The organism is Pseudoalteromonas sp. (assembly GCF_041613455.1).
Lineage (GTDB): Bacteria > Pseudomonadota > Gammaproteobacteria > Enterobacterales > Alteromonadaceae > Pseudoalteromonas.
In genome coordinates this window covers 1-22,635 of the sequence record NZ_JBFJHD010000035.1, presented here as the reverse complement: position 1 = coordinate 22,635, position 22,635 = coordinate 1, and the positions used below count along the sequence as shown (strand labels likewise).

23 protein-coding genes are annotated in these 22,635 nt (G+C 44.0%); 9 read left to right on the top strand and 14 right to left on the bottom strand.

Annotation, left to right across the window (positions count from 1 at the left end; all coding sequences use genetic code 11):
* Nucleotides 1–1,900, top strand: a 1,900-nt coding sequence (locus ABYB02_RS05805) for a prolyl oligopeptidase family protein (RefSeq protein WP_372761515.1), incomplete at its 5' end; no start/stop codon positions are given.
* 90 nt (nt 1,901–1,990) lie between these two features.
* On the opposite strand, the gene ABYB02_RS05800 is transcribed toward ABYB02_RS05805, so the two are convergent.
* Nucleotides 1,991–3,283, bottom strand: a complete 1,293-nt coding sequence (locus tag ABYB02_RS05800; protein WP_372761514.1) for an anti-phage deoxyguanosine triphosphatase — start codon at nt 3,281–3,283, stop codon at nt 1,991–1,993.
* Between the two features lie 194 nt (nt 3,284–3,477).
* Here ABYB02_RS05800 and ABYB02_RS05795 point away from each other — a divergent pair, with 194 nt between their 5' ends.
* Together ABYB02_RS05795 and ABYB02_RS05790 are read left to right on the top strand one after the other, a co-directional pair.
* Nucleotides 3,478–4,287, top strand: a complete 810-nt coding sequence (locus ABYB02_RS05795) for a glucosaminidase domain-containing protein (protein WP_372761513.1) — start codon at nt 3,478–3,480, stop codon at nt 4,285–4,287.
* Between the two features lie 34 nt (nt 4,288–4,321).
* Nucleotides 4,322–4,948 carry a DUF2987 domain-containing protein gene (locus tag ABYB02_RS05790; protein WP_372761517.1) on the top strand — a complete coding sequence of 209 codons (627 nt, stop codon included), beginning with the start codon at nt 4,322–4,324 and terminating at the stop codon, nt 4,946–4,948.
* A gap of 90 nt (nt 4,949–5,038) precedes the next feature.
* On the opposite strand, the gene ABYB02_RS05785 is transcribed toward ABYB02_RS05790, so the two are convergent.
* Nucleotides 5,039–5,929, bottom strand: a complete 891-nt coding sequence (locus ABYB02_RS05785) for a TIGR01777 family oxidoreductase (protein ID WP_372761512.1) — start codon at nt 5,927–5,929, stop codon at nt 5,039–5,041.
* Nucleotides 5,930–6,098: 169 nt separating this feature from the next.
* Between ABYB02_RS05785 and ABYB02_RS05780 the strand changes: the two genes are divergently transcribed.
* Nucleotides 6,099–7,127 carry an AI-2E family transporter gene (locus ABYB02_RS05780; RefSeq protein ID WP_372761511.1) on the top strand — a complete coding sequence of 343 codons (1,029 nt, stop codon included), beginning with the start codon at nt 6,099–6,101 and terminating at the stop codon, nt 7,125–7,127.
* 51 nt (nt 7,128–7,178) lie between these two features.
* On the opposite strand, the gene ABYB02_RS05775 is transcribed toward ABYB02_RS05780, so the two are convergent.
* The 6 genes from ABYB02_RS05775 to ABYB02_RS05750 all read right to left on the bottom strand — a co-directional run bounded on the left by ABYB02_RS05775 (nt 7,179) and on the right by ABYB02_RS05750 (nt 11,440).
* A complete protein-coding gene (locus ABYB02_RS05775) occupies nt 7,179–8,276 on the bottom strand; it encodes a flavin monoamine oxidase family protein (protein ID WP_372761516.1) in 1,098 nt (365 codons plus the stop codon).
* Between the two features lie 27 nt (nt 8,277–8,303).
* Complete coding sequence (locus tag ABYB02_RS05770; protein ID WP_372761510.1) at nt 8,304–8,714, bottom strand: hypothetical protein; 411 nt, start codon at nt 8,712–8,714, stop codon at nt 8,304–8,306.
* Entirely contained in the window at nt 8,701–10,038 is a 1,338-nt protein-coding gene (locus tag ABYB02_RS05765) for an ATP-binding protein (RefSeq protein ID WP_372761509.1), read from the bottom strand. Before ABYB02_RS05765 ends, ABYB02_RS05770 begins: the two co-directional genes overlap by 14 nt.
* Nucleotides 10,032–10,706, bottom strand: coding sequence for a response regulator transcription factor (locus ABYB02_RS05760; RefSeq protein WP_087531813.1), 675 nt, complete (start codon nt 10,704–10,706; stop codon nt 10,032–10,034). Before ABYB02_RS05760 ends, ABYB02_RS05765 begins: the two co-directional genes overlap by 7 nt.
* Nucleotides 10,707–10,709: 3 nt before the next feature.
* Entirely contained in the window at nt 10,710–10,976 is a 267-nt protein-coding gene (locus ABYB02_RS05755) for a PepSY domain-containing protein (RefSeq protein WP_372761508.1), read from the bottom strand.
* Between the two features lie 158 nt (nt 10,977–11,134).
* Entirely contained in the window at nt 11,135–11,440 is a 306-nt protein-coding gene (locus tag ABYB02_RS05750; RefSeq protein ID WP_372761507.1) for a YciI family protein, read from the bottom strand.
* 188 nt (nt 11,441–11,628) lie between these two features.
* Between ABYB02_RS05750 and ABYB02_RS05745 the strand changes: the two genes are divergently transcribed.
* Together ABYB02_RS05745 and ABYB02_RS05740 are read left to right on the top strand one after the other, a co-directional pair.
* Complete coding sequence (locus ABYB02_RS05745) at nt 11,629–13,053, top strand: sodium-dependent transporter (protein WP_372761506.1); 1,425 nt, start codon at nt 11,629–11,631, stop codon at nt 13,051–13,053.
* Between the two features lie 181 nt (nt 13,054–13,234).
* A complete protein-coding gene (locus ABYB02_RS05740; RefSeq protein ID WP_372761505.1) occupies nt 13,235–13,504 on the top strand; it encodes an HU family DNA-binding protein in 270 nt (89 codons plus the stop codon).
* 59 nt (nt 13,505–13,563) lie between these two features.
* On the opposite strand, the gene trpA is transcribed toward ABYB02_RS05740, so the two are convergent.
* The 6 genes from trpA to ABYB02_RS05710 are packed head-to-tail and all read right to left on the bottom strand — an operon-like array spanning nt 13,564 to nt 20,186.
* A complete protein-coding gene (gene trpA / locus ABYB02_RS05735) occupies nt 13,564–14,385 on the bottom strand; it encodes a tryptophan synthase subunit alpha (RefSeq protein WP_372761504.1) in 822 nt (273 codons plus the stop codon).
* Nucleotides 14,382–15,566, bottom strand: coding sequence for a tryptophan synthase subunit beta (trpB, locus tag ABYB02_RS05730; protein WP_372761503.1), 1,185 nt, complete (start codon nt 15,564–15,566; stop codon nt 14,382–14,384). Before trpB ends, trpA begins: the two co-directional genes overlap by 4 nt.
* Nucleotides 15,567–15,573: 7 nt before the next feature.
* Nucleotides 15,574–16,938 carry a bifunctional indole-3-glycerol-phosphate synthase TrpC/phosphoribosylanthranilate isomerase TrpF gene (trpCF, locus tag ABYB02_RS05725; RefSeq protein WP_372761502.1) on the bottom strand — a complete coding sequence of 455 codons (1,365 nt, stop codon included), beginning with the start codon at nt 16,936–16,938 and terminating at the stop codon, nt 15,574–15,576.
* Nucleotides 16,931–17,998 (bottom strand): anthranilate phosphoribosyltransferase, encoded by a 1,068-nt coding sequence (gene trpD / locus ABYB02_RS05720; protein WP_372761501.1) that lies wholly within the window; start codon nt 17,996–17,998, stop codon nt 16,931–16,933. The genes trpCF and trpD overlap by 8 nt, the downstream gene beginning before the upstream one ends.
* Nucleotides 17,999–18,013: 15 nt before the next feature.
* A complete protein-coding gene (locus ABYB02_RS05715; protein ID WP_372761500.1) occupies nt 18,014–18,616 on the bottom strand; it encodes an aminodeoxychorismate/anthranilate synthase component II in 603 nt (200 codons plus the stop codon).
* Nucleotide 18,617: 1 nt separating this feature from the next.
* Nucleotides 18,618–20,186, bottom strand: coding sequence for an anthranilate synthase component 1 (locus ABYB02_RS05710; RefSeq protein WP_372761499.1), 1,569 nt, complete (start codon nt 20,184–20,186; stop codon nt 18,618–18,620).
* A gap of 423 nt (nt 20,187–20,609) precedes the next feature.
* On the opposite strand from ABYB02_RS05710, the gene ABYB02_RS05705 reads away from it, so the two are divergent.
* The 3 genes from ABYB02_RS05705 to ABYB02_RS05695 all read left to right on the top strand — a co-directional run.
* Nucleotides 20,610–21,464 (top strand): PHP domain-containing protein, encoded by an 855-nt coding sequence (locus tag ABYB02_RS05705; RefSeq protein WP_372761498.1) that lies wholly within the window; start codon nt 20,610–20,612, stop codon nt 21,462–21,464.
* Complete coding sequence (locus ABYB02_RS05700) at nt 21,461–22,081, top strand: L-threonylcarbamoyladenylate synthase (RefSeq protein ID WP_372761497.1); 621 nt, start codon at nt 21,461–21,463, stop codon at nt 22,079–22,081. Before ABYB02_RS05705 ends, ABYB02_RS05700 begins: the two co-directional genes overlap by 4 nt.
* A 6-nt stretch (nt 22,082–22,087) precedes the next feature.
* The coding region (locus tag ABYB02_RS05695; RefSeq protein WP_372761496.1) for a ScpA family protein at nt 22,088–22,635 on the top strand (548 nt) is incomplete at its 3' end.

Below are 22,635 nucleotides of genomic sequence, written 5' to 3'. Positions count from 1 at the left end.
TTTAGAGCAAATACCGTATCGCGATAAATTAAAACAAAGTTTAAAAAAGTTGATGGACTACGAAAAAGTAGGCGCGCCATTTAAAGAGGGCGATTACACTTACTTTTATAAAAATGATGGCTTGCAAAATCAAGCAGTTTTATATCGCAGTAAAGAAGGTGGCGCAGTCGAGGTATTTTTAGACCCCAATACCTTTAGTGAAGATGGCACTACGTCTATGTCGGGACTGTCGTTTTCAAAAGATGGTTCGTTATTAGCGTATCAAATTTCAGAAGGGGGCAGTGATTGGCGCAAAATAATTATCATTGATACCGACACTAAACAACAAGTAGAGCAGGCCTTGGTTGATGTGAAGTTTAGTGGTATTAGCTGGTTAAATAACAACGGCTTTTATTACTCAAGCTATGATAAACCTAAGGGCAGTGAGCTGTCGGCAAAAACTGATCAACATAAATTGTATTACCATAAGCTAGGCACCGCGCAAGCTGAGGATCGTTTAGTGTTTGGTGGCGTTGCTAAGCAGCAGCACCGCTATGTGGGCGGTAAAGTGACCGACGATGGCCGTTACTTGTTTATTTCGGCAAGTGTGTCTACCTCAGGCAATAAGTTATTTATGCAAGACTTAACTAAGCCTAACAGCCCCCTAGTGACAGTGCTTGCACATACCGACTCAGATACCCAAGTAATTGATAACGAAGGCAGTAAGTTGTTTATTAAAACCAACTTAAATGCCCCGAACAATAAAGTGGTGACAGTGGATGCCAGCAACCCCAGCGCAGAGCATTGGGTCGATTTTATTGCTGAAACAGAGCATGTTTTAAATGTATCTTTGGGTGGCAATACGTTGTTTGCCAATTATATGGTTGATGCGATTTCAAAAGTAAAGCAATACAACAAACAAGGTGAGGTGATACGCGAAATTCAATTGCCGGGTATTGGCAGCGCGCGAGGCTTTAGCGGTAAAAAAGACCAAACTACACTGTATTACTCGTTTACTAACTACAAAACCCCCGGGACGACTTATACATTTGATGTAACCAGCGGTGAATCAAAGGTGTATCGCAAATCGGCCGTTAACTTTAACAGTGATGATTACACCTCTGAGCAAGTATTTTACAGCTCAAAAGATGGCACAAAAGTGCCGATGATTATTACCTATAAAAAGGATATTAAATTAGATGGCTCCAACCCGACTATTTTGTACGGTTATGGCGGCTTTAATATTAGTTTAACACCTAGTTTTAGCCCCACCACAGCAGCGTGGTTGGAGCAAGGCGGTATTTATGCGGTGGCTAATATTCGTGGTGGTGGAGAATACGGAAAACAGTGGCATAACGCGGGCACGCAGTTACACAAGCAAAACGTGTTTGATGACTTTATTGCCGCTGCCGAGTACTTGCAGGACAAAAACTACACCTCAAAACAACGTTTAGCGCTACGTGGTGGCTCGAATGGTGGTTTACTTGTTGGCGCTGTAATGACCCAGCGTCCTGATTTATTTCAAGTAGCGCTGCCTGCTGTGGGCGTACTGGATATGCTGCGCTACCATACTTTTACCGCTGGTGCAGGCTGGGCCTATGATTATGGTACCAGTGAGCAAAGTAAAGAGATGTACCATTACTTAAAAGGCTATTCACCGCTGCATAATGTTAAAGCAGGGGTCGCATATCCGGCGACGATGATCACCACCGGCGATCACGATGACCGTGTCGTGCCGTCACATTCCTTTAAATTTGCCGCTGAGTTACAGGCTAAACAGGCGGGGAGCTTGCCAACGCTTATCCGTATTGAAACCAATGCAGGCCATGGAGCGGGTACACCCACCAGTAAAATTATTGAGCAATATGCCGACATATATGGCTTTACGCTGTATAACATGGGGGTAAAAGCGCTTAATTAAGCCATGCTAAGTTAGCTTACTGAGTAACTAAAACAGCCGAGTAAATTGTATTTACTCGGCTGTTTTGTCGTTGCTGTTATATTTTATAGCTTATTGCACAGGCGAGAACAAACGTTGGTAGGTTTTATAGGCGTATTCATCACTCATGCCACTAAGATAATCGCAAATAACGCGCATGCCTTGTTGTTGCTGTTGTGCGTGTTGATATGCCGCTTGTGTTGTTTCGGGCAATAATCGCAGCGGATCGCTTGAAAACGCACTAAATAACTCGATAAGTAAATTTTGCCCTTTAAATTCAATTTGCTGCATTTCAGGATCGCGAATTAACCGTTGAAACACAAAGTGTTTTAGGATCTGTAACACGCTGGCGTATTCAGTGTCGAGTTTTGCGGTGTACTTTAAAATAGGGCAGTCAAACCCGTCATCTTGAATCGCTAGGTGAGTATGAATAATAAAGGTATTGACCAACTCGCCTATGGCATCTTTGCGCTCATAATCATGTTTTGAAAACAGCCGTTGGGTTAGTGTATCGAGTAGCGTGTTTAACCAACTAAAATTAAGCGCACGCAGCTGCGGTAAGGCATGCGTTAGCCAATCGTCTAAAGTAAGCATTTTCGTGGCAATGGCGTCTTCTAAATCATGCACCGCGTAAGCAATGTCGTCGGCATGCTCCATTATGGCGCTATCAAGTGATTTATAGCAGGTTCTTGCACGATAGTTATCTACTCGTTGCTGGGTATTCAACAGGGTTTTATCATTGTCACTCAGTGGCGCAATGATCCAATTGAATATCGCGGCATCATCATTATATAAACCTTTTGCAGGGCGCCAATCATCTGCTTTTATAAATGATCGGTTCGCGTTAGTGGTGGGAATAGTATGCCAAAGGTCGTTAATAAACCCCGGGTATTTTATAAAACCAAGTAAAGTACGGCGCGTGAGGTTCATGCCGTAACCGTTGCTGTAGGGTTCTAATTTCGCCACAATACGCAGCGTTTGCGCATTGCCTTCAAAGCCACCATGATCGCGCATCATATAATTAAGCGCAATTTCACCTCCATGGCCAAAAGGCGGATGGCCAATATCGTGCGCCAAGCACAAGGTTTCAAGTAAGCCAGTTGAGGGGAAATGGCTAAAGTCGCTGTGCTGCACTTTTAAATGACGCAATATCCCGCTACCAATTTGTGACACCTCCAATGAGTGGGTGAGGCGAGTACGGTAAAAGTCGTTTAAGCCAATGCCCATAATTTGCGTTTTAGCTTGTAAACGGCGAAACGCAGCCGCATGAATGATACGCGAGCGATCGACCTGCCAGGGCGAGCGATTGTCATTTGGACGGTGTTTTGCTTGTTCTATTATTCGCATTTGCCATTGCTTATTCATACTACTCACTCAATAAAATTAATACCGCGCAACTTTGTTTAGTATACCCAAGCACTTATAAATTGCGAGCAGTCAAAACAGCGAAAGAGCGCAGCAATAGCTTTGATTCGCCTTTATATCATGGCTTAGGTATAATGGCGCTTGGTATGTGCGCGTTGTATCCGTGCATCATTAAGTGTTAAAAGAGAGAGTACATGTTAAAGACCATTTTTAAGTTTTTATTCGCCGCATTTTGTATTTGGGCGCTTGCGTATCCATTTATTCAGCGTGACGATATTGCATCAGACCAACACGCACAGTCTGAGCAACCTAAAAAGGCAAAGAAAAAAGAGCAGCCGCTACATAATGTAAGTTTGCCAAACTTTTCAGCGTTCACTGATGTGAAAGAAAAGAAGCGCGCATTTTTTAATTTTATTAAGCCACATGTCGAAGCCGAAAATAAAAAGATATTACAGCAACGGGCAAACTTAGAAATTGCCCGCATGATGCTAGAAAACGACTTACCACTAGAAGCGAAGCAACAGCGCGATATTGTAAAAATATTGGCGCAGTATGGGTTGCCAGAAACGGTGGATAGATTAACGTTGACACAGGCATTACGCCGTGTCGATATTATTCCTAAAGAAATGGCGCTGATGCAAGCAGCTAACGAATCAGCCTGGGGCACATCGCGGTTTGCACGTATTGGCCTTAACTTTTTTGGCCAGTGGTGCTACTCAAAAGGCTGCGGCATAGTGCCAAGCCAAAGAGACAGTGATGCTGCTCATGAAGTGGCTGCATTCAAGTCGGTGCGTGCTGCGGTCAGCGCTTACTTTAAAAATATAAATACGCATTATGCTTATAAAGAGTTACGTGCAATTCGCGAAAATTTACGACGCGAACAGCAAACAATCGCCGCCACAGAGCTCACTCAGGGGTTACTCTCTTATTCAGAGCGCGGTGAAGCCTACATTGAGGAATTAAACACCATGATCGATCAAAATAGGGCCTACTTTGATGAATAAATACTTGCTAAACATGGCCTCACTGCTGGTGTTGATGCTTTTGAGCAGTACAACTTTTAACGCGTCGGCCAGAGAATTTGTGATGTCGTATGATGGCTTTTATGACCGTTTAAAGGTGGTTAATAAAGGGGATTTTCAGTATGCCCGGGTTAACTTTTATATTAGCGATATTGGTAGCAATGAACGCTGTGCGATTAAAAGTGGCACAATTTTAACCGAAAACAATGAGTATCCGCTTAATTACACCGAACAAGCGCAATTATTGTTACCCTTTGATAAACAGCTCGATACCGATAAAGCGGTTATTGTTATTGAACCACAAAACCCGATGCATGATTGCCAGCTAAAATTACAAATAGAAGCGAATGAACTTGACGGTTTAGTGTTTTCTAAGCAGTCATTATTTACCGTACACACTGAGCTGGAGACGCTGTTAAACGACTTATCGGGCTTTTTTGTTAGTAAATTAATGTGGTTTTTATTACCAGAGCAAAAAGGTGTTGTGGTGACGTTTAATAAGCCGATGCAATTTACTGAACAAAACGTGCACTGTGAGCAGCAGGTTTGTTATTTTGCGGTTGCCGATGATTGGCAAGCAGATAACCACAAATTAGCTGAGATCACGGACGTGGTAAAAATTACCCCGTGGATCAGTAAATAACAGCTTACCTGCCAGCGGTTATTACTAGGCCTGGCGCTCGGTATAATAAAAACAGCGGCATCGGCCGTTGTTTTTGTGTTAATCGGTTTTCTATAATAAGCTGTGCAACGCTGCATCGATATTCGGATAATGAAAACGGTAGTTGTGCTCAAGGAGTTTGGTTGGCAGCACATATTGCCCCGTTAGTAATAAATCAGCCATTTCCCCCATTAGCAACTGCAACACCATCGCTGGCATTGGCAACAGAGCGGGTCGCGATAAGGCCGCGGCTAAGCTTTTAGCAAAAACGTGATTACTTACCGGGTTGGGTGCGGTGGCATTAATGGGCCCGCTGATATTTGAGCGGTTGATAATAAATAAGATAAGTTGCGTAATGTCATCAATATGGATCCACGACATGCCCTGGTCACCGCTGCCAATCGGTCCCCCTAAACCTAGTTTAAATGCCGGCAGCATTTTACTTAAGGCACCGCCTTTTTTTGCCAATACAATCCCAGTGCGTAGTAAACATACTCGAGTATCAGTTGATTCGGCCGCGATTGCCGCTTGCTCCCAGTCTTTGCACAGTTGATGACTAAATTCGTCGTGGGGGACATTATTGCTTTCATCAATAGGGATATTACCTTGGCGACCATAAAAGCCGACCGCACTGCCAGAAATAAATGTATGTGGTGGCGTTTCGCATGCGTTAATCGCTTTAGTGATTGCGGTTGTGATGTTAATGCGGCTGTCACGAATGATGTGTTTTTGTTTATCTGTCCAACGTTTGTTCACGATGGGCTCACCGGCGAGGTTGATCACCACATCTATATTATTGAAATCGACGCGACTCATAGCGTCAACGGCTGTCACTTTATGGCCTAATAGCACCTCTGCTTTATTAATGTTACGTGTCAGCACAGTAACCGTGTGGTGGTGAGTTAAAAAAGGGCATAGGTGCTGACCTATTAGGCCCGTCGCCCCAGTAATAAATAGATGCATAATGCGCCCTTAACTAAAAATGACAGCAGTGTTTAAAATTTATACTCGCTTGTGACTGGCTTTGCAACTTTATACAGCCATTATAATTTCACCATCCTTGAGTAAATATTTCATTTTAATAGCAATTGCCTTAGACTAAAGGCAATTAAACGCGATAAGGAACAGGGCATTGGCAAGTTTAACTGGGGTTAATAAAAGCTTAATTATATTTGCTGCATTAGTGATAGTGCTGGCAGGCATTAAGTCGGCAAGTGCGATAATAGTGCCCTTTATATTAGCGGCGTTCATCGCTATTATTTGTCACCCGTTAATAAAGTTTTTTGCGCGCTTTGGCATCACTAAAAGTGTTGCGGTGTTGTTAGTGGTACTTATTATTCTGGCACTCGGCGTTAGTTTAGGCAGCCTTGTTGGGCAATCGGCGAACGATTTTTCACAGCAATTGCCCCAGTATAAAGTTAAACTCAAAGAAGAGTTTGTCTGGTTAGTCGATGTGGCATCGCAGTACAATATTTTAATTAATAAACAGCAAATTTTATCTATGTTCGATCCGGGTAAAATGGTTGATGTCGCCACCAATATGCTCACCGGTTTAGGCGGGGTAATGGCGAATATGTTTTTAATTATTTTAACCGTGGTATTTATGTTGTTTGAAGGCCCGCTGTTGAGTAATAAAATTCATATGGCGCTGAAAAATCCCGATAAAAAAATGAAACAAATTGAGCGCTTTTTAGCCTCTATTAACTCTTATCTTGCGATTAAAACCTTGGTTAGTTTAGCCACAGGTATATTAGCAGGCTTTTATTTATGGCTACTCGGTGTTGACTACTTTGTGTTGTGGGGGGTGCTTGCCTTTATGTTTAATTACATCCCCAATATAGGGTCAATTATTGCGGCTATCCCAGCGGTATTACTGGCGTTGATCACCCAAGGGCCGTTAATAGCCGGGCTGGTGGCAGCGGGCTATTTAACCGTAAATACCGTAATGGGTAATATTATAGAGCCAAGATTTATGGGTAAAGGTTTAGGGCTTTCTACCTTAGTGGTGTTTTTGTCATTAATATTTTGGGGCTGGCTGCTGGGCACGGTAGGAATGTTGTTGTCAGTGCCACTGACTATGATTGTGAAAATTGCCCTTGAAGCAAGCGAAGAAGGCCGCTGGGTGGCAACCCTATTAGGCACTGGCGAAAAAACAGCTTAAATGATGGCAATATGCCAACTGTTATAACTAAAGAGGCTGTTAACGCGCTCCCTATGTGAACTGTAAATCGTTCATTGCTTTATCAACTGCACTGAGTGCACCGGCTAAGTAGCCGGCCTCTTGCTGGGCAAATTCGCTAGCCACAAAATGGATGTTTAATTTAGTGAATGCCGCGCTTAATCCGCTAAAACTAAACTCAGGATGCTGCGATGGGGCGATTGTATCCTGTTCATTTGCCACATAGGGGTCCGCAGCCCAATCTTTAATAAAGCAGTGCGTTGCGTTATACACCTGAGCACCATAAAAATAAGCCAGTTGCTTAAGGCATGCGTGCTTTAATTGCTCGTTTGTGAGTTGCTTGCGCTCGCTGTACGGAATACCAATAAAGCCAAACAGAGCGGGGTGCTCATGAGCAGCCGCGCTGGCATCGTGTACTTCAACAAGCGGACCCACACGGCTAAAGCATTGCCCCGATAAGTTTTTATCACGCCAAAATGCGTGCTCAAAAGTGGCGATAAATTTGGCTTGCCCGGCCATCCATGTCGGCACCGTGGCTAAGCGTTTGAGCAGTGTGTGCTCAGCCCACTGTGCGGGGGTAAGGTGGTTTATTATCATGCGAGGTGGTAATGCAGCGATGACATGCTGGGCGCGAAAATGCGTCAGCTTGCCATGATGCTCAGCCGTTATGTGCCAACTGTCCTGCTGTTTATTTAATGCGATAACAGCGTGCTCGGTTAATATTGTCGCAGGATCAAGTTGCTGATATAGCGCCTTGATTAACGAGTGCATGCCACCGGCTAAGCGAAATAATTGCATTTCACCAGCCCCAGGAATTTGTTGGCATGGTGTCGTTGCTGATGATTGATAAAGTACATCACCTTGGCAGTATTGCTCAAATGTAGTCAGTTTAAGCGTTTTTATTAGCTGTAATAGTGTGTGCTGATGAGGGAATACCCAAGTAGGGCCTAAATCGTAACTAATTACGTGCTCATTGTCGGTGGTAGCCGCACTAATTCGCCCACCTAACTCTGCTTTTGCCTCTAATAAAATATACGGGATCTGTTGGCGGCTCAGCAAATAAGCGCTATATAAACCGGCTAATCCCCCGCCAATAATTATCAGCGGCGCTGAGCGCGTGACATGTTTAATAATATATTCCTTAACAATATACAGTGTTTAAAGCGGCTGTTTGAGGCTGGCAGTAAATTGTTCAACCAGCTGTATCTCACAACGCTTATAATTAATCGCGGCATTGACAGCATTGGGTAAGTGCAACAAGTAGCGCCATTGGCAACTTTTCGCAACATACTTATTATGACTGGTAATACTGTTAGTAAATAACTGCAAAATTTGGCTGTCGCCAGTTTCTCGCTCACGTTTAGCCAGTTCATAGCGGCGTTTTTCAATCCAACTGGCTTGCAGTTGTTTGGCATTGTTGAGGGTGCTGTCAAGACATTGTAGATAACGTTTGATGGTTATTTGATTTGCCTCAGGGGGCAGTTCACAGCGTGCTTTTGCAAAGCTAGATGCCGCTGTTAACAGTAACACCAAGTGTATTAGGGCTAAGAGCAGGTTATTTTTTTTCATGGTAATTAAACTCCAGCATAAACTTGGCTCCGCCTAATTTATCAGACTTAGAAATGGTGAGTAAACCGTGATACGACTTCACTAAGTCAGATACTATCGCCATGCCCACGCCATGACCACTTTCGTATGTATCTAAGCGTGCACCACGGGTTAGTAGGGAGTCACGTTTATCGAGCGGCACGCCAGGGCCATCGTCACTAATCGTGATACACAAGGTTTTACCTTGGGTGACTTTTATTGTTACTTGTGAGCGGCAGGCTTTACAGGCGTTATCGATTAAGTTGCCAAGTAACTCCATTAAGTCGGTTTTATCACCTAAAAAGTAGTCTTTAGGGTTTACCTTGCAATTAAAAATAATATCTTTATCACGATATACTTTACTCATTGCACTGATGATTGAATCTAACACCGGTTTTATTACGGTTTGTCGTTTCCAGGTATCGGATGCGCCCGTAGCGGCGCGCTTCAATTGATGCTCAATCATTACATTAATACGGTCTAGCTGTTCAACGGCGTCGGCATCGTTTGCGAGCGGGCTTGATTTTAACACCGCTAAGGGGGTTTTCAGCGCATGAGCTAAATCGCTTAATGACGCGCGATAGCGTTCTTTTTGGCGTTGTTGCGATTCAAGTAGTAAGTTTAGGTCGGCTTTGATGGTTTGTAATTCTACCGGGTATAAGCCTTTAATTTCGTTTAAGTCGCCCGATTCGATGGCTTTAATTTCTTTATCGAGTCGTTGTAGCGGTCGTGCACTCCATATAAAACCAACAGCCATTAAACCAGCCATGGCAATACCCATAATAAACATCCAATCGACCAGCGTTTGTTTAAATCCATCCATTAAACGCAACAAGGCATCGTTGCGTTTTAACAAAAAGAATCGTGCTTGCTCAGATTGATCGATGTTATTGAGAATAACCGTTAAGCTCAATTGCCAATAGTCGGTATTGTTATATCGCACGGGGCGAAAGTCAGCAGCGCCCGCTTTAGGCTCTATGTATTCAGGAGTAAAGTTGACGTTAACCGCAGACTCAGAGTACCAAATGGGCACGTCGTCACGATAAATCATGGCGTACGTGTCGGAGTTTAAATTATTAAGCTCGGGGGTCAAAATAGTGCTGGGCATAACAATGCCGCGTTCAGTGAAGTCGACTTCAGAGATCAACGAGTACAGGTGTGCCTCAAGGTTTTTTTCTGTCGCCTCCACTAATGACGCGTAATACGCTTTACCAATGGAATAAAACAAAATAGGCAGGGCAACTAGTAGCACAAAGACAAGAATAAATCCTTGTCTTATTTTTAACGAAATTTGCATTGCTACCACTGACTTTTAAGTCTGTAACCGCGTCCTCGTAGTGTTTCAACTGGGTTTAAAGTGCCATCGGGATCGAGCTTTTTACGTAAGCGCAGCACAAACACCTCAATGACGTTAGAATCCAGATCAAAATCTTGGTCGTAAATGTGTTCAGTCAATTCCGATTTAGAAATCACTTTTTGTGGGTTAACCATTAAGTACTCAAGTACTTTATATTCGTAAGCGGTTAAGCTTAGCTCTTTGTCGTCTACCCATACTTGCTGAGAACGGGTATGAATTTTAATTGGTCCTGCGGTCATTTCAGGGTTTGCTTTACCAGCACTGCGGCGAATAAGGGCGTTACAGCGCGCAATTAATTCTTCCACATGAAATGGTTTAGTAAGGTAGTCGTCAGCGCCGGCATCTAAGCCTTCTACTTTATCTTGCCAGCGATCGCGTGCGGTTAAAATTAAAATGGGTATTGTCACCCCTTGCGCACGGGCTTTATTAATGAGTTCAATACCGTCAATTTTAGGTAATCCTAAGTCAACTACGGCCATATCAAGCGGGTATTCAGTAATATGAAAAAGGCCTGCTTCACCATCGTGGCACAAATCTACGCTGTAGCGTTCTTTTTCTAGTGCATTACGCAAGTTGTCTGCTAGGTGTAAATCATCTTCTATAACTAAAATTCGCATTAATTAATCCTTTTTCACTTCGCCAGTTTTTTTATTTATTTTTAAATCGACCACATGGCCATCAGTTTTTAAAATTCGTACCGTATAAAAGTTTATTCTTTCTGTAATTTTCAACGTTTTACCGTCGGTAGTTTGTTTTGCCAGAGTGACCGCTTTCTTTTTACTGATTTCAGTTTTACCCGCCTTAGTTACTAGTGTATTCGTTTGCAGCGGATTGGCAAAACTAATAGTAGTAAAAAAGCTGAGGATTAATAATGCTAATACGCGCATGGCGAGACTCCTAAAACAAACCTGCTCAGTTTAATAAACTAAGGCACCAAAATTCAACCGCATCACACGCATTGAACTTTACAATGATAAGTTTACTAACGAACGCGTGAACAAACCCTGAATTTTGCGGTTAAGCGAAACAGGGCGTGTTGCACTGCCTACGCTGCAGGGAATACCTTTTTGAACGGTTTAACAATAGAGTTTTCATAGACACCCGCGGCAACATAAGGATCCGCTGCGGCCCATTCACGGGCTGCCTCTAAAGAATCAAATTGGGCGATCACTAATGAACCGGTAAATCCTGCTTGCTGTGGGTCTTCACTGTCAACGGCAGGCAGGGGGCCTGCGGTAAGTAAACGCTGTTGTGAATCAAGTTCAGTTAAGCGTGCAAGGTGTGCTGGTCGGGCCTCTGCGCGCAGTGCTAAGCTGTTTGCTACATCAGTTGAATAAATCATGTACAACATAAAAAGCCTTATAAATTTTGTTAAATATTATTAAACGCATACTAGCATAGCGTTGAAAAATGGTGAATTAAAAGTGTTTACAGCGAGGTTTACAGTAAGAATGATTTTTTACCGTATAATTGCTTGAAAAACGCTGTGTAACACTGGTAGAGTCGCTTGAATAAGATAAATAATAACAAGGTTTATACATGAGTGAAAATAGAGAGCACTTTAGCTCCCGCCTAGGGTTTATATTAGCAGCGGCAGGTTCTGCTGTGGGTATTGGTAATTTGGTGGGATTTCCTGTTTCTGCAACTAAAAATGGTGGTGGTGCGTTTTTACTCGTCTATGCATTGTTTGTCGCGTTTATTTGTTTACCGGTGATGATGGCTGAGATGGCGATGGGCCGTAATGCACAAAAAGATCCCTTAGGTGCCTATAAAAAATTAACTAACAATGATAAAAAATGGAAAGTAGCAGGCTTTTTAGCTGTGTTTACTCCGTTTATGATCGCGGTTTTTTATATGGTTATTACCGTATGGATTTTTGGCTATTTAGCACAAACCTTAATGGGAAATTTAGACTCACTAGCGAACCCAGGGCATTTTGGGCTGTTTATCAATAGTAATACCGTATTTTGGTATATGGCGGCGGTAGTGCTTATTGTTAACCTTATTTTGCTAGGCGGCGTTAAGCAAGGTATTGAAAAAGCGGCTAAGTTTTTAATGCCGGCGTTGTTTGTCATGCTTATCGTGTTAGTGGGCTATGTACTTACACTCGATAACGCCATGGCGGGTGTGAAGTATTATATTATTCCTGATTTTTCTAAAATGAATGCCAGTGTGCTTAATGGTGCGCTCGCGCAAGCATTTTTCTCGTTATCGCTGGGTATGGGTATTTTGGTTACGTATGCGTCGTATATCTCGAAAAAAGACGATATCGTAGGCAGTGCAAAAATGGTCGCGATTACCGATTCATTAGTGGCATTTGTAGCGGGCCTAATGGTGCTACCGGCTATTTTCAGCTTTGACCCAAATACCGATCCGGCTAAGCTTTCTGATTCATCAGTGTCGATGATTTTTGTCTACTTACCTAAGATATTACTCGCGTTACAACACGACATTGGCTATTTTGGTGCCTCTGCTGTGGCGTTTTTATTCTTCTTATTAGTATTTTTTGCGGCGATTACGTCATTGGTGTCGATTGTAGAAGTACCGACGGCAACCTTAAGTGATAGAAAGGGCATTAGTCGTAAAAAAGCATTAGGTATTCTAACGCTTGCCACCGGTGTGCTTACCATACTGTGTACTATGTCGTTTGGTATGATCGATAGCTTAACCACGTTTACCAGCTATGGTGGCGCGAGTAAGAGCTTTTTTGATGTTGTTTACGACGTATTTTACGACACTATATTGCCGTTTAATGGCTTGATGGTGTGTTTATTTGTAATGTACCGCTGGAAAAAGGCTAATTTAAGCAAAGAGCTAAGCCAAGGCTCGCCAAATTATAGCGGCGGCTTTATGGAAAAATATGTTAACTTTTCACTTTCAACATTTATTCCGATTATTTTAGTGGTTATTCTTACTAATACGGTAGCGACTAAATTCTTTGGTTTGAAACTATTTGGTTTCTAAATATTGATGTGTTGATAAAAGCCGCGTTAATCGCGGCTTTTTTGTCAGTAAAATAGCCACGCAGGTCAATGTTGTAGGTTGACTTGCGCCACCTTAAGCCTTAGCCTGCGTGACTTTATTTTCATATCGTCAAATCCCACGCTTCACCACAATTCAGTGAGCGTGTATTTAGGAGCATTAAATGAATAAAGCACAACTTGTTGCAGCCATTGGAGAGAAAAGTCAGCTTACTAAGAAAGAAGCTGCCGCGGCACTGACTAGTTTACAAAAAGTCATTACACAATCACTGTCTGAAGGCGATCAGGTGCAAATTACGGGGTTTGGTACCTTTGCGCTAAGTTATTACCCAGCGCGCACTGGGCGTAACCCACAAACCGGCGCTGCTATTGAGATTGCAGGGGCAAATAAAGCGGTGTTTAAAGCGGCTAAAGCATTAAAAGACGCATTGTAAATTATACGCAGTTATAAAAAAGGGCCGTTAACGGCCCTTTTTAGTTTGTATTAAATAATTTACAGTTTAGTTGCTGCTTTCATAGCGGTTACAAATTCAGTGAGTTTGCTCGTCATAGCCGGTAAATCATCGAGGTTAGCGGCAATAATTTTGACCACCGCCGAGCCCGATATCGCCCCTGCAGCACCGGCCTGTAAAGCGGCTTTCACATCGTCGGGCGTTGAAATACCAAAACCCAGTAGTGGCGGTGCGCTATGGTATTCTTTAAGTTTAGTAACAATACCCACTGCAGGCATTTGTGCTTTGCTGTCGGTACCAGTTACCCCCGCACGCGATAACAAATAAGTGTAGCCACGACCGTAAGAGGCGCATTGACGCAGGGTATCATCATCGGCATTAGGGGTGGCAATAAAGATTGGATCTATGCCATTGGCCATGGCTGATTTTCGAAACATTTTCGCTTCATGTAACGGCACATCGGCGACTAAAATGGAGTCTACCCCAGCTGCTTTGGCGTCTTGATAAAAGCGTTCAAGGCCACGTTTAAACACTAAGTTAGAATACAGCAGTAAGCCAATCGGAATGTCGGCATGATACTCACGTATGGTTTTGATGATATCAAAGCAATCTTGAGTATTGATGTTCTCCTTCAGAGCGCGAATATTCGCGGCTTGAATAACCGGGCCATCTGCAATCGGATCGGAGAATGGAATGCCCAGCTCCAGTGCGTCGGCGCCACCGTCAATTAAACTTTTAATGATAGCAATGCTTTGCTCTTTACCTGGGTCGCCAAGCGTAACAAATGGCACAAAGGCGCCTTGTTTTTGCTCATTAAGCGCGGCAAACATGTTACCGTAACGGTCGCTCTTTACGTGACTCATAGTTGGCCTCCTGCTGAAAGTACATTGTGTACGTGTGCTAAGTCTTTGTCGCCACGCCCACTTAAATTAATAACGATGACACTGTCTTCTGTTTGCTGCTCGGCGTATTTTAGCGCATAGGCAAGGGCATGGCTGGATTCCAACGCGGGAATGATGCCTTCGTTTTTAGCCAAAGCTTGAAAGGCATCGAGGGCTTCGGTATCGGTAATCGCCACATATTGCGCACGACCTGTTTCGTGTAAAAATGCATGCTGTGGCCCCACAGCAGGGTAATCAAGCCCGGCTGAGACAGAGTAAGACTCTTCAATTTGACCGTCATCATTTTGCATGATGTAGGTATAGGTGCCGTGCAGTATGCCTTTACTACCTTTACAAATAGTGGCGCCGTGCTCTGGGGTATCCAGTCCTTTACCTGCCGGCTCTACGCCAATTAATTTAACGCTTGGCTCGTCTATAAAATCACTAAACATCCCAATGGCGTTAGAGCCACCGCCGACACAGGCAATTACCGCATCCGGTAAACGCCCTTCGGCTGCTAATACTTGTTGTTTAGCCTCTTCACCAATGATTTTTTGATATTCACGCACAATTGTCGGAAATGGATGTGGGCCTGCCGCAGTACCTAACAAGTAATGCGCATCTTGATAGTTTGCTGACCAATCACGCAGCGCTTCGTTTACTGCGTCTTTTAGTGTGCCTGAGCCTGCCGTAACCGGGATAACCTCAGCGCCCATGAGCTTCATGCGAAATACATTTGGTTGTTGGCGTTCAACATCTTTTGCCCCCATGTAAATACGGCATTTCAAGCCCAGTAAGGCGCAGGCTAATGCCGTGGCAACACCGTGCTGACCCGCTCCCGTTTCGGCAATTACTTGCTGTTTACCCATACGTTTAGTTAATAACGCTTGGCCCAGCACTTGATTCGTTTTGTGTGCGCCACCGTGCAGTAAATCTTCACGTTTTAGGTACAGCTTAACGTGTGGGTTTTTGACTAAGTTACGGGTAAGAGTCAGTGGCGTAGGGCGGCCCGCATACTCATTGAGTAATTTGCTGAGATCTGCCTGAAACGCGGGATCTTTTTGTGCTTTGTTGAATTCGTTTTCTAACTGCTTAAGCGCAGGGACGAGTAGTTCGGGTACGAACATACCGCCAAACTCGCCAAAATAAGCTGGATTCTTCATGTTAACCTCAATAATTTCTAATACTTGTAAATGCTTGCTGTAATTTTTTAGGGCACTTTTTACCCGCTGATTGCTCGACCCCAGAATTAACATCTAAGCCTAAGGCTCCGTGAAATAGCGCGTGATTGATATTGTCAGGATTTAAGCCGCCGGCAAGCATAAATGGCGTGGTGGCATCGTTGAGTACCGACCAATCAAACGCCTTGCCAGTACCGCCAGCCTGCGTATCGCTGTGGGTATCGTAAAGGTGTCGCTCAACGCCGTTGACCGGTGTTGGCAACGCATTTTTAATCGCTTGTGCTTTCCAAATTTCGCAGTCCGATGGCAGTTTAGTACGTAAACTAGCGATATAATCGTCACTTTCTTGGCCATGCAATTGCACGGCCGCTAATTTTAGCACACTTGCATAGTGCGCTACTTGCTCTATTGGGGCATCAACAAACACCCCGACAAACTTAAGCGGGGCGGTTTGGCTCAGTGCTATTGCGCAATCCAAATCAACATAGCGCGGTGATTTAGGGTGAAATATCAATCCGCCAAACACAGCACCACTGTCATAGGCTGCTTGCACATCTTGACTGCGGGTTAAGCCGCAGACTTTGTTGTCGCCTAAAATAACACGTCGACAAGCAAGCTCTAAATCGGGCTCACTCATTAGCGAGCTACCAATTAAAAACCCATCACATAAGGGCGCCAAGCGTTTAACATCTTGGTGGGTATAAATACCTGACTCGGAAATCACCACTTTATCGCTTGGGATCAGCTTGCGCAGTTTTTCAGTGGTGGCTAAATCTGTGCTTAAGTCACGTAAATCGCGATTATTAATGCCAATGATTTGTGCATTTAGGGCAACAGCCCGTTGGACTTCGGCTTCATTACTCACCTCAGTGAGAACCGCCATATTGAGCGAGTCGGCCACGCTGTGCAATGCTTTATAGTGGGCGTCATCGAGTACCGATAGCATTAACAAAATAGCATCGCCACCATAAATACGCGCGAGGTAGATTTGGTATTCATCGATAAAAAAATCTTTACAGATAAGAGGTTGTTCAACTTGGCTACGGACAAACTCTAAGTAGTCAAAGCTGCCTTGGAAATACTTAGTATCGGTTAACACACTGATGCAGCTAGCGTATTTTTTATACACAGCGGTAATTTCGGTTAAATCAAAGGGATCTCTAATTAACCCTTTTGATGGTGATGCTTTTTTGCACTCTAAAATAAACTGCGTACCTGGCGCGGCCAAGGCTTGATAAAAATTGCGACTACTGGGTTCAGCCAAGTGTTTAAAGCTGTCAAGTGGGCGTGCGGCTTTGCGTTCAATCAGCTCACGTTTTTTATCGGCAACAATTTTGTCTAATACATTAGCCATGACTTACCTCAATAATTGTATTTAATGTGTTCATGGCTTTGCCTGAACGTAATAGTGAATGTACCTGTTGTGCCGCTGCTTTTAGCGACGCGGCCTTACCCGTTAAGTATAAAAGCGCTGCTACATTCACCACAATAGCCGCATTGTGCGCGGCAGTGCCTTGGCCTTGTAAAATCGCGAGGCACGCCTGTGCATTGTATTGTGGGCCTTCACCTGCTAGTTGTTCAAGTGAATAGTTTGCAAGGTCAAAGTCGCTTGGGTTGAGCGTGTACTGAGTAAGTTCACCCTGGTTAAGCTCCACCACTGTGGTTGGGCCGTGCAGCGCTATTTCGTCGGTGCCCGCGCCATGTACGACCATAGCACGCTTAGTACCCAGAGTTTTTAAAGTCTGTGCCATTGGCATACACAGTGACTCATGGTACACACCTAATAATTGCACTTCAGGGGCCGCTGGGTTTACTAATGGCCCTAATATATTAAATATTGTTCGCGTTTTTAAGCCGGTACGTACGCCCATCGCGTGGCGTACACCGGGGTGATATTGCGGGGCGAATAAAAATGTAAAGCCGGTGTGCGCTAAGCAGTTTGCCGCTTGTGCTGGCGTCATTTCAATATTAATGCCCAAGGCTTTGAGTAAATCAGCAGAGCCAGAATTACTGGATACACTGCGATTGCCATGCTTGGCGATATTAACCCCCGCGGCGGCGGCAACAATAGCGGCTGTGGTGCTGATATTAATGGTGTTTGAGCCATCGCCACCGGTGCCACAACAGTCGGCAAGTAGGCTTGCAGGGGAGCTAAAGGCCAGTGCATTGTCGCGCATAGCGGCAGCTGCCCCGGCAATTTCATCGCTTACTTCGCCTTTGGATTTTAATGCGATGAGCAGCGCACTGAGCTCAATATCACTGATATTTCCCTGCATCACCCGATCAAACAGCGTTTTTGCTTGTGCATAGCTGAGTGATTGTTTGCTGATCAGCTGCTCAATGGCAGCGTGAATAGTTAAGTTGTGTCTCTCAGCACTGAGCGCACTGCTATTTTGTTTGCTTTGTAACCTCATTTACTGCGCTCCTGCTTATTTAGGCGTGGTTAGATAGGCGATGCTTTGTTGCAGTAGCAATGCGCCGTTAGGGGTTAAAATAGACTCAGGATGAAATTGATACCCTAACACCTTGTGTTGCTGATGATAAATAGCCATGGGGATCGTTTGGTACTGCGCAATCACTGCCAGCGAGTCGGGCACCTTGGTGGCCATTAATGAATGGTAACGTGCCACTGGCATGCTGCGCCCCATACCGGCAAAAACGCGGTGCTCGGCTAATTCAATAATAGATGATTTGCCATGCACGGTTTCACCCGCATGGCCAATCACACCGCCATAGCTTTGCGTGAGTGCTTGTTGGCCTAAACAAATGCCTAGCATCGGGAAGTGGCCTTTACATAAGGCAATTAATTCCATTAAGCAACCTGCTGCACTGGGGGTGCCAGGGCCCGGCGACAAAACTAATACGACTTGGCTTTGCTCTTGGCGCATTTTATTAAAAATAACCTCGGCGCTAATGTTGTTTCTATACACGACTAAGTCGCAGCCCAGCATAGAAAACTCATCGACTAAGTTATAGGTAAAAGAGTCGAAGTTATCTAAAAAGTAAATTTTAATAGGTGTTTGCTGGCTCATGTTAACCCGCCTTATAGGTTGATTTTATCGCGGTGATCACCGCTTGGGCTTTAGCGCGGGTTTCGTTGGCTTCTGATTGTGGATCTGAATCAAAGACCACACCGGCACCGGCTTGCACATAAGCGATATTGTTTTTAACAAACGCAGAGCGGATCACAATACAGCTATCCATAGCGCCATCGCCGGTTAAGTAACCAACCGCACCGCCATAACTGCCACGGCGTTTGCCTTCGGTTTGGCGAACGAGTTCAGCAGCGCGCACTTTCGGGGCGCCCACCAGTGTGCCCATATTCATACAGGCTTGATAAGCATGTAAGGCGTCTAGTTCGCTTTTTAAGGTGCCGACCACACGCGACACTAAATGCATCACTTGCGAATAACGGTCTACTTTTAGCAGCTCTTTTGCATGTCGAGTACCGGGTACGCTAATACGGGCAACGTCGTTGCGGGCTAAATCGACCAGCATTAAGTGCTCTGCGCGCTCTTTTTGATCGTTCCTGAGCTCGAGTTCGATACGGCTATCTAAGTCGGGGTTAATTTGCCCATTGGCAAACTTACCCCGCGCACGGGTACCGGCAATGGGATACACTTCCACTTGTTTTGTGGCAACCGTGTATTTGAGTGCCGATTCAGGTGAAGCACCAAATAATACAAATTCAGCATCACGCATATAAAATAAATACGGGCTAGGATTTTGTTGTTTGAGCTGACTGTAGGCATGGAGCGGGGCAGAGCAGGGCAATGAAAAGGTGCGTGAGGGCACAACTTGAAAAATATCCCCATCGACTATGTGTTGTTTTAGTTTGATGACCTGTTCACAGTAGCTTTCATCACTGATATCGACACTGACATCACATGAACCGTGTTGTAATGGTGCAGTAAACTCAGCGCAGTTATCACACAGGGCATTTAGCCGTTCTAACTGTTTTCCCACTTCAAAACAATTGGCGTGAACGTCAGGGCCATTAAACACATTACCAATCAGCTCGGTTGTTTGCTTTTGATGATCGATCACCACTAATGTTTCGGCGAGGTAAAACACATAGTCGGGGCAGCTGTTTTCACCATTCGGTACAGCCGATAACTGCTCAAAATTGGCGACCATATCATACACAAATACGCCGCCTAAAAACACGGAAAATGGGTTGTCGGTGGTACTTTTAATACTATTAATACAGCTGCGCAATGCGCTAAAGGCATTGTCGGCAACCAGCTTACTTGCCTCATCCATGTCTTCGTCATGGCTTTGGTAAGTTAAAGTCAGCGTTGTGTCTGCTAAAACCGCGTCACAGTTGCTAACGTTAGCTTGTAAGTAGCTGAGTAATTGTTGGCCATTGTTAGACTGGGCACTAACCATGACGGTTTTCCCTTGGCAAACAATGCGCAGTGCACAATCGACTAAAATTAAACTTTTAACACTGTCTTTAGAATCAATTTCTGCTGACTCAAGTAACAGTGAGTTTGGCTTATCCAGTGCGGCATACAGTGCCAATGGGCTGCTGATGTAATCACGGCTTTGTGAAATACTGGTTACTTCGCCTGGCGTTGTTGTTATATGGCTAAAAATCAAAATCTCATTCCCTAAAAAAATAAACCCCCGCAATGCTAAGCAATTGCGGGGGCTAAATAACACTGTCTAAAATACACAGATCATTACCGTTCCCGCTATGTTGAGCGCCACCAACGATGTGTAAGGTTAATAATGTTATTCATGTTTATTCCTCAAAATTTACTCATAAAAAAACCCGCACAAGGGCGGGTTTTGAATATATGTTAGACACGACAATTCATCACCCGATAATTACGAGTGCCACCACCAAATAGTGTTTAAAGTTGAATTGCTCATTGTTTTATCTTCTTCTAGTGTCTTTTGTGCCTACAGTAAAACGTATCTGGTGCTTTTATGTCAAGTGTTTATTTAAAAACAATTTGGCTTAAAAACTTGTTATACTTATAACAACATAATCCACCGTTAATTTTAAGCAGTTTTGTTTTGATAAAATACGATTTACATAGCCATACGACACACTCAGACGGACACCTTACAGTGGCAGAATTACTGCACCGTGCGGTTGATAAAAATATTGATGTGTTTGCTATTACCGATCACGACACGGTTGCTGCAATTAAACCGGCGCAGCACATAATTGAAACAGAAAACTTGCCGCTTACGCTGATTACTGGGGTTGAAATATCGACACGGTGGGAAAGCTTTGAAATACATATTGTCGGATTAAATATTGAAAGCGACAATACAGCGCTTAGCGCATTACTTGAGCAACAACAGCAGAAAAGAGAAACCCGAGCAATTGAAATTGGCCAGCGTTTAGCAAAAAATGGCTTTGACGGCATTTACGACCAAGCGCGAGAGTTAGCAATAAACGCCCAAATTACCCGTGCCCATTTTGCTCGCGCCTTGATACAGCGCGGCGTGGCGAAAAACTTTCCCGGCGTATTTAAAAAATACTTAGCCCGAGGAAAAACCGGTTATGTACCCAGCAATTGGTGCGATATGCAAACGGCAATCACGGCTATTCATGCAGCCGGTGGCGTGGCGGTATTGGCACACCCAAGCAGCTATAAAATGTCAAATAAATGGTTGCGTAAACTGTTAGTTGAGTTTAAAAATAGTGGTGGAGATGCAATGGAAGTTGCCCAGCCGCAACAAGCACCCAGTGAACGGCAGTTTTTAGGTGAGTTAAGTCGCGAATATAACCTATTGTGTTCACAAGGTTCTGATTTTCATTTTCCGACCAGCTATTTAGAGCTGGGTAAAAATTTATACCTTCCTAAGGATTGTCGCGCTGTATGGCACGCTTGGGAAGTGCAACAAGGAGCAGCAACATGAGTCAATTACTTCATATCCACCCAGACAACCCGCAACCGAGATTAATTCATCAAGCTGTTGAAATCATAAAGCAAGGTGGAGTCGTTATTTACCCAACTGATTCGGGTTATGCGATTGGCTGTAATATAGGTAACAAACAGGCAAAAGAGCGCATTGAACGTATTCGTGGTATCGAAAAACACCATAATTTTACCTTAGTGTGTCGCGATTTATCTGAGCTTTCTACTTATGCGCGCGTAGATAACCAGTTATTTAGGTTAATTAAAAATAATACCCCTGGGCCTTATACGTTTATTTTTAAAGGCACAAAAGAAGTACCAAAACGGTTATTAAACGACAAGAAAAAAACCATTGGTATTCGTGTGATAGCGCACCCCATTGCCTCCGCATTATTACGTGAGTTGGGTGAGCCGCTGATGTCATGTTCATTGATTTTACCAGGTGAAGACTTCACTGAGTCAGATCCCGATGAGATTTTAGCGCGCTTAGACAACCAAGTGGATTTAATTATTCATGGTGGTTACTTAGCTGAGCAAGCAACTACAGTAGTTGACTTATCGGAAGATGAAGTGCAAATATTACGCGTAGGCTGTGGCGATACAAGCCCATTTGAGTAACAGTTAATGGAAAAACTGCCTGAAAAGTCAGCCAATAATGCGACAGAAAAGCCAGTGCAGCAAAAGCTGCCACTGGCTTTTTTACATGGGAAAGCCATGGTGGATAAGCCCGCAGATCTGTATATTCCGCCGGACGCGTTAGAAATTATTTTAGAAACCTTTGAAGGGCCGCTCGACTTACTGCTTTACTTGATAAAAAAACATAAACTCGATGTACTGGAATTGTCTATTTTTAGCATTACCGAGCAATATGTCAGCTATGTGGAAATGATGAGTGAGTTTCAACTTGAGCTGGCGGGCGAATATTTAGTCATGGCGGCGTTGTTAGCGCAAATAAAGTCGCGTTTATTATTGCCGGTGCATGAAGAGCTTGCCGAGGAGGAAGACCCGCGTGCCGAATTAATAAAGCGCCTTCAGGAATATGAACAATTTAAAAAAGCGGCTGAAAACCTCGATGCTATACCGCGGGTTGGGCGTGATATATTTATTGCACATGCATCGATGCCGGTGACTGAAACCACTTCCCCAGCTTTGCCAGCTGTTGAACTAAAAGA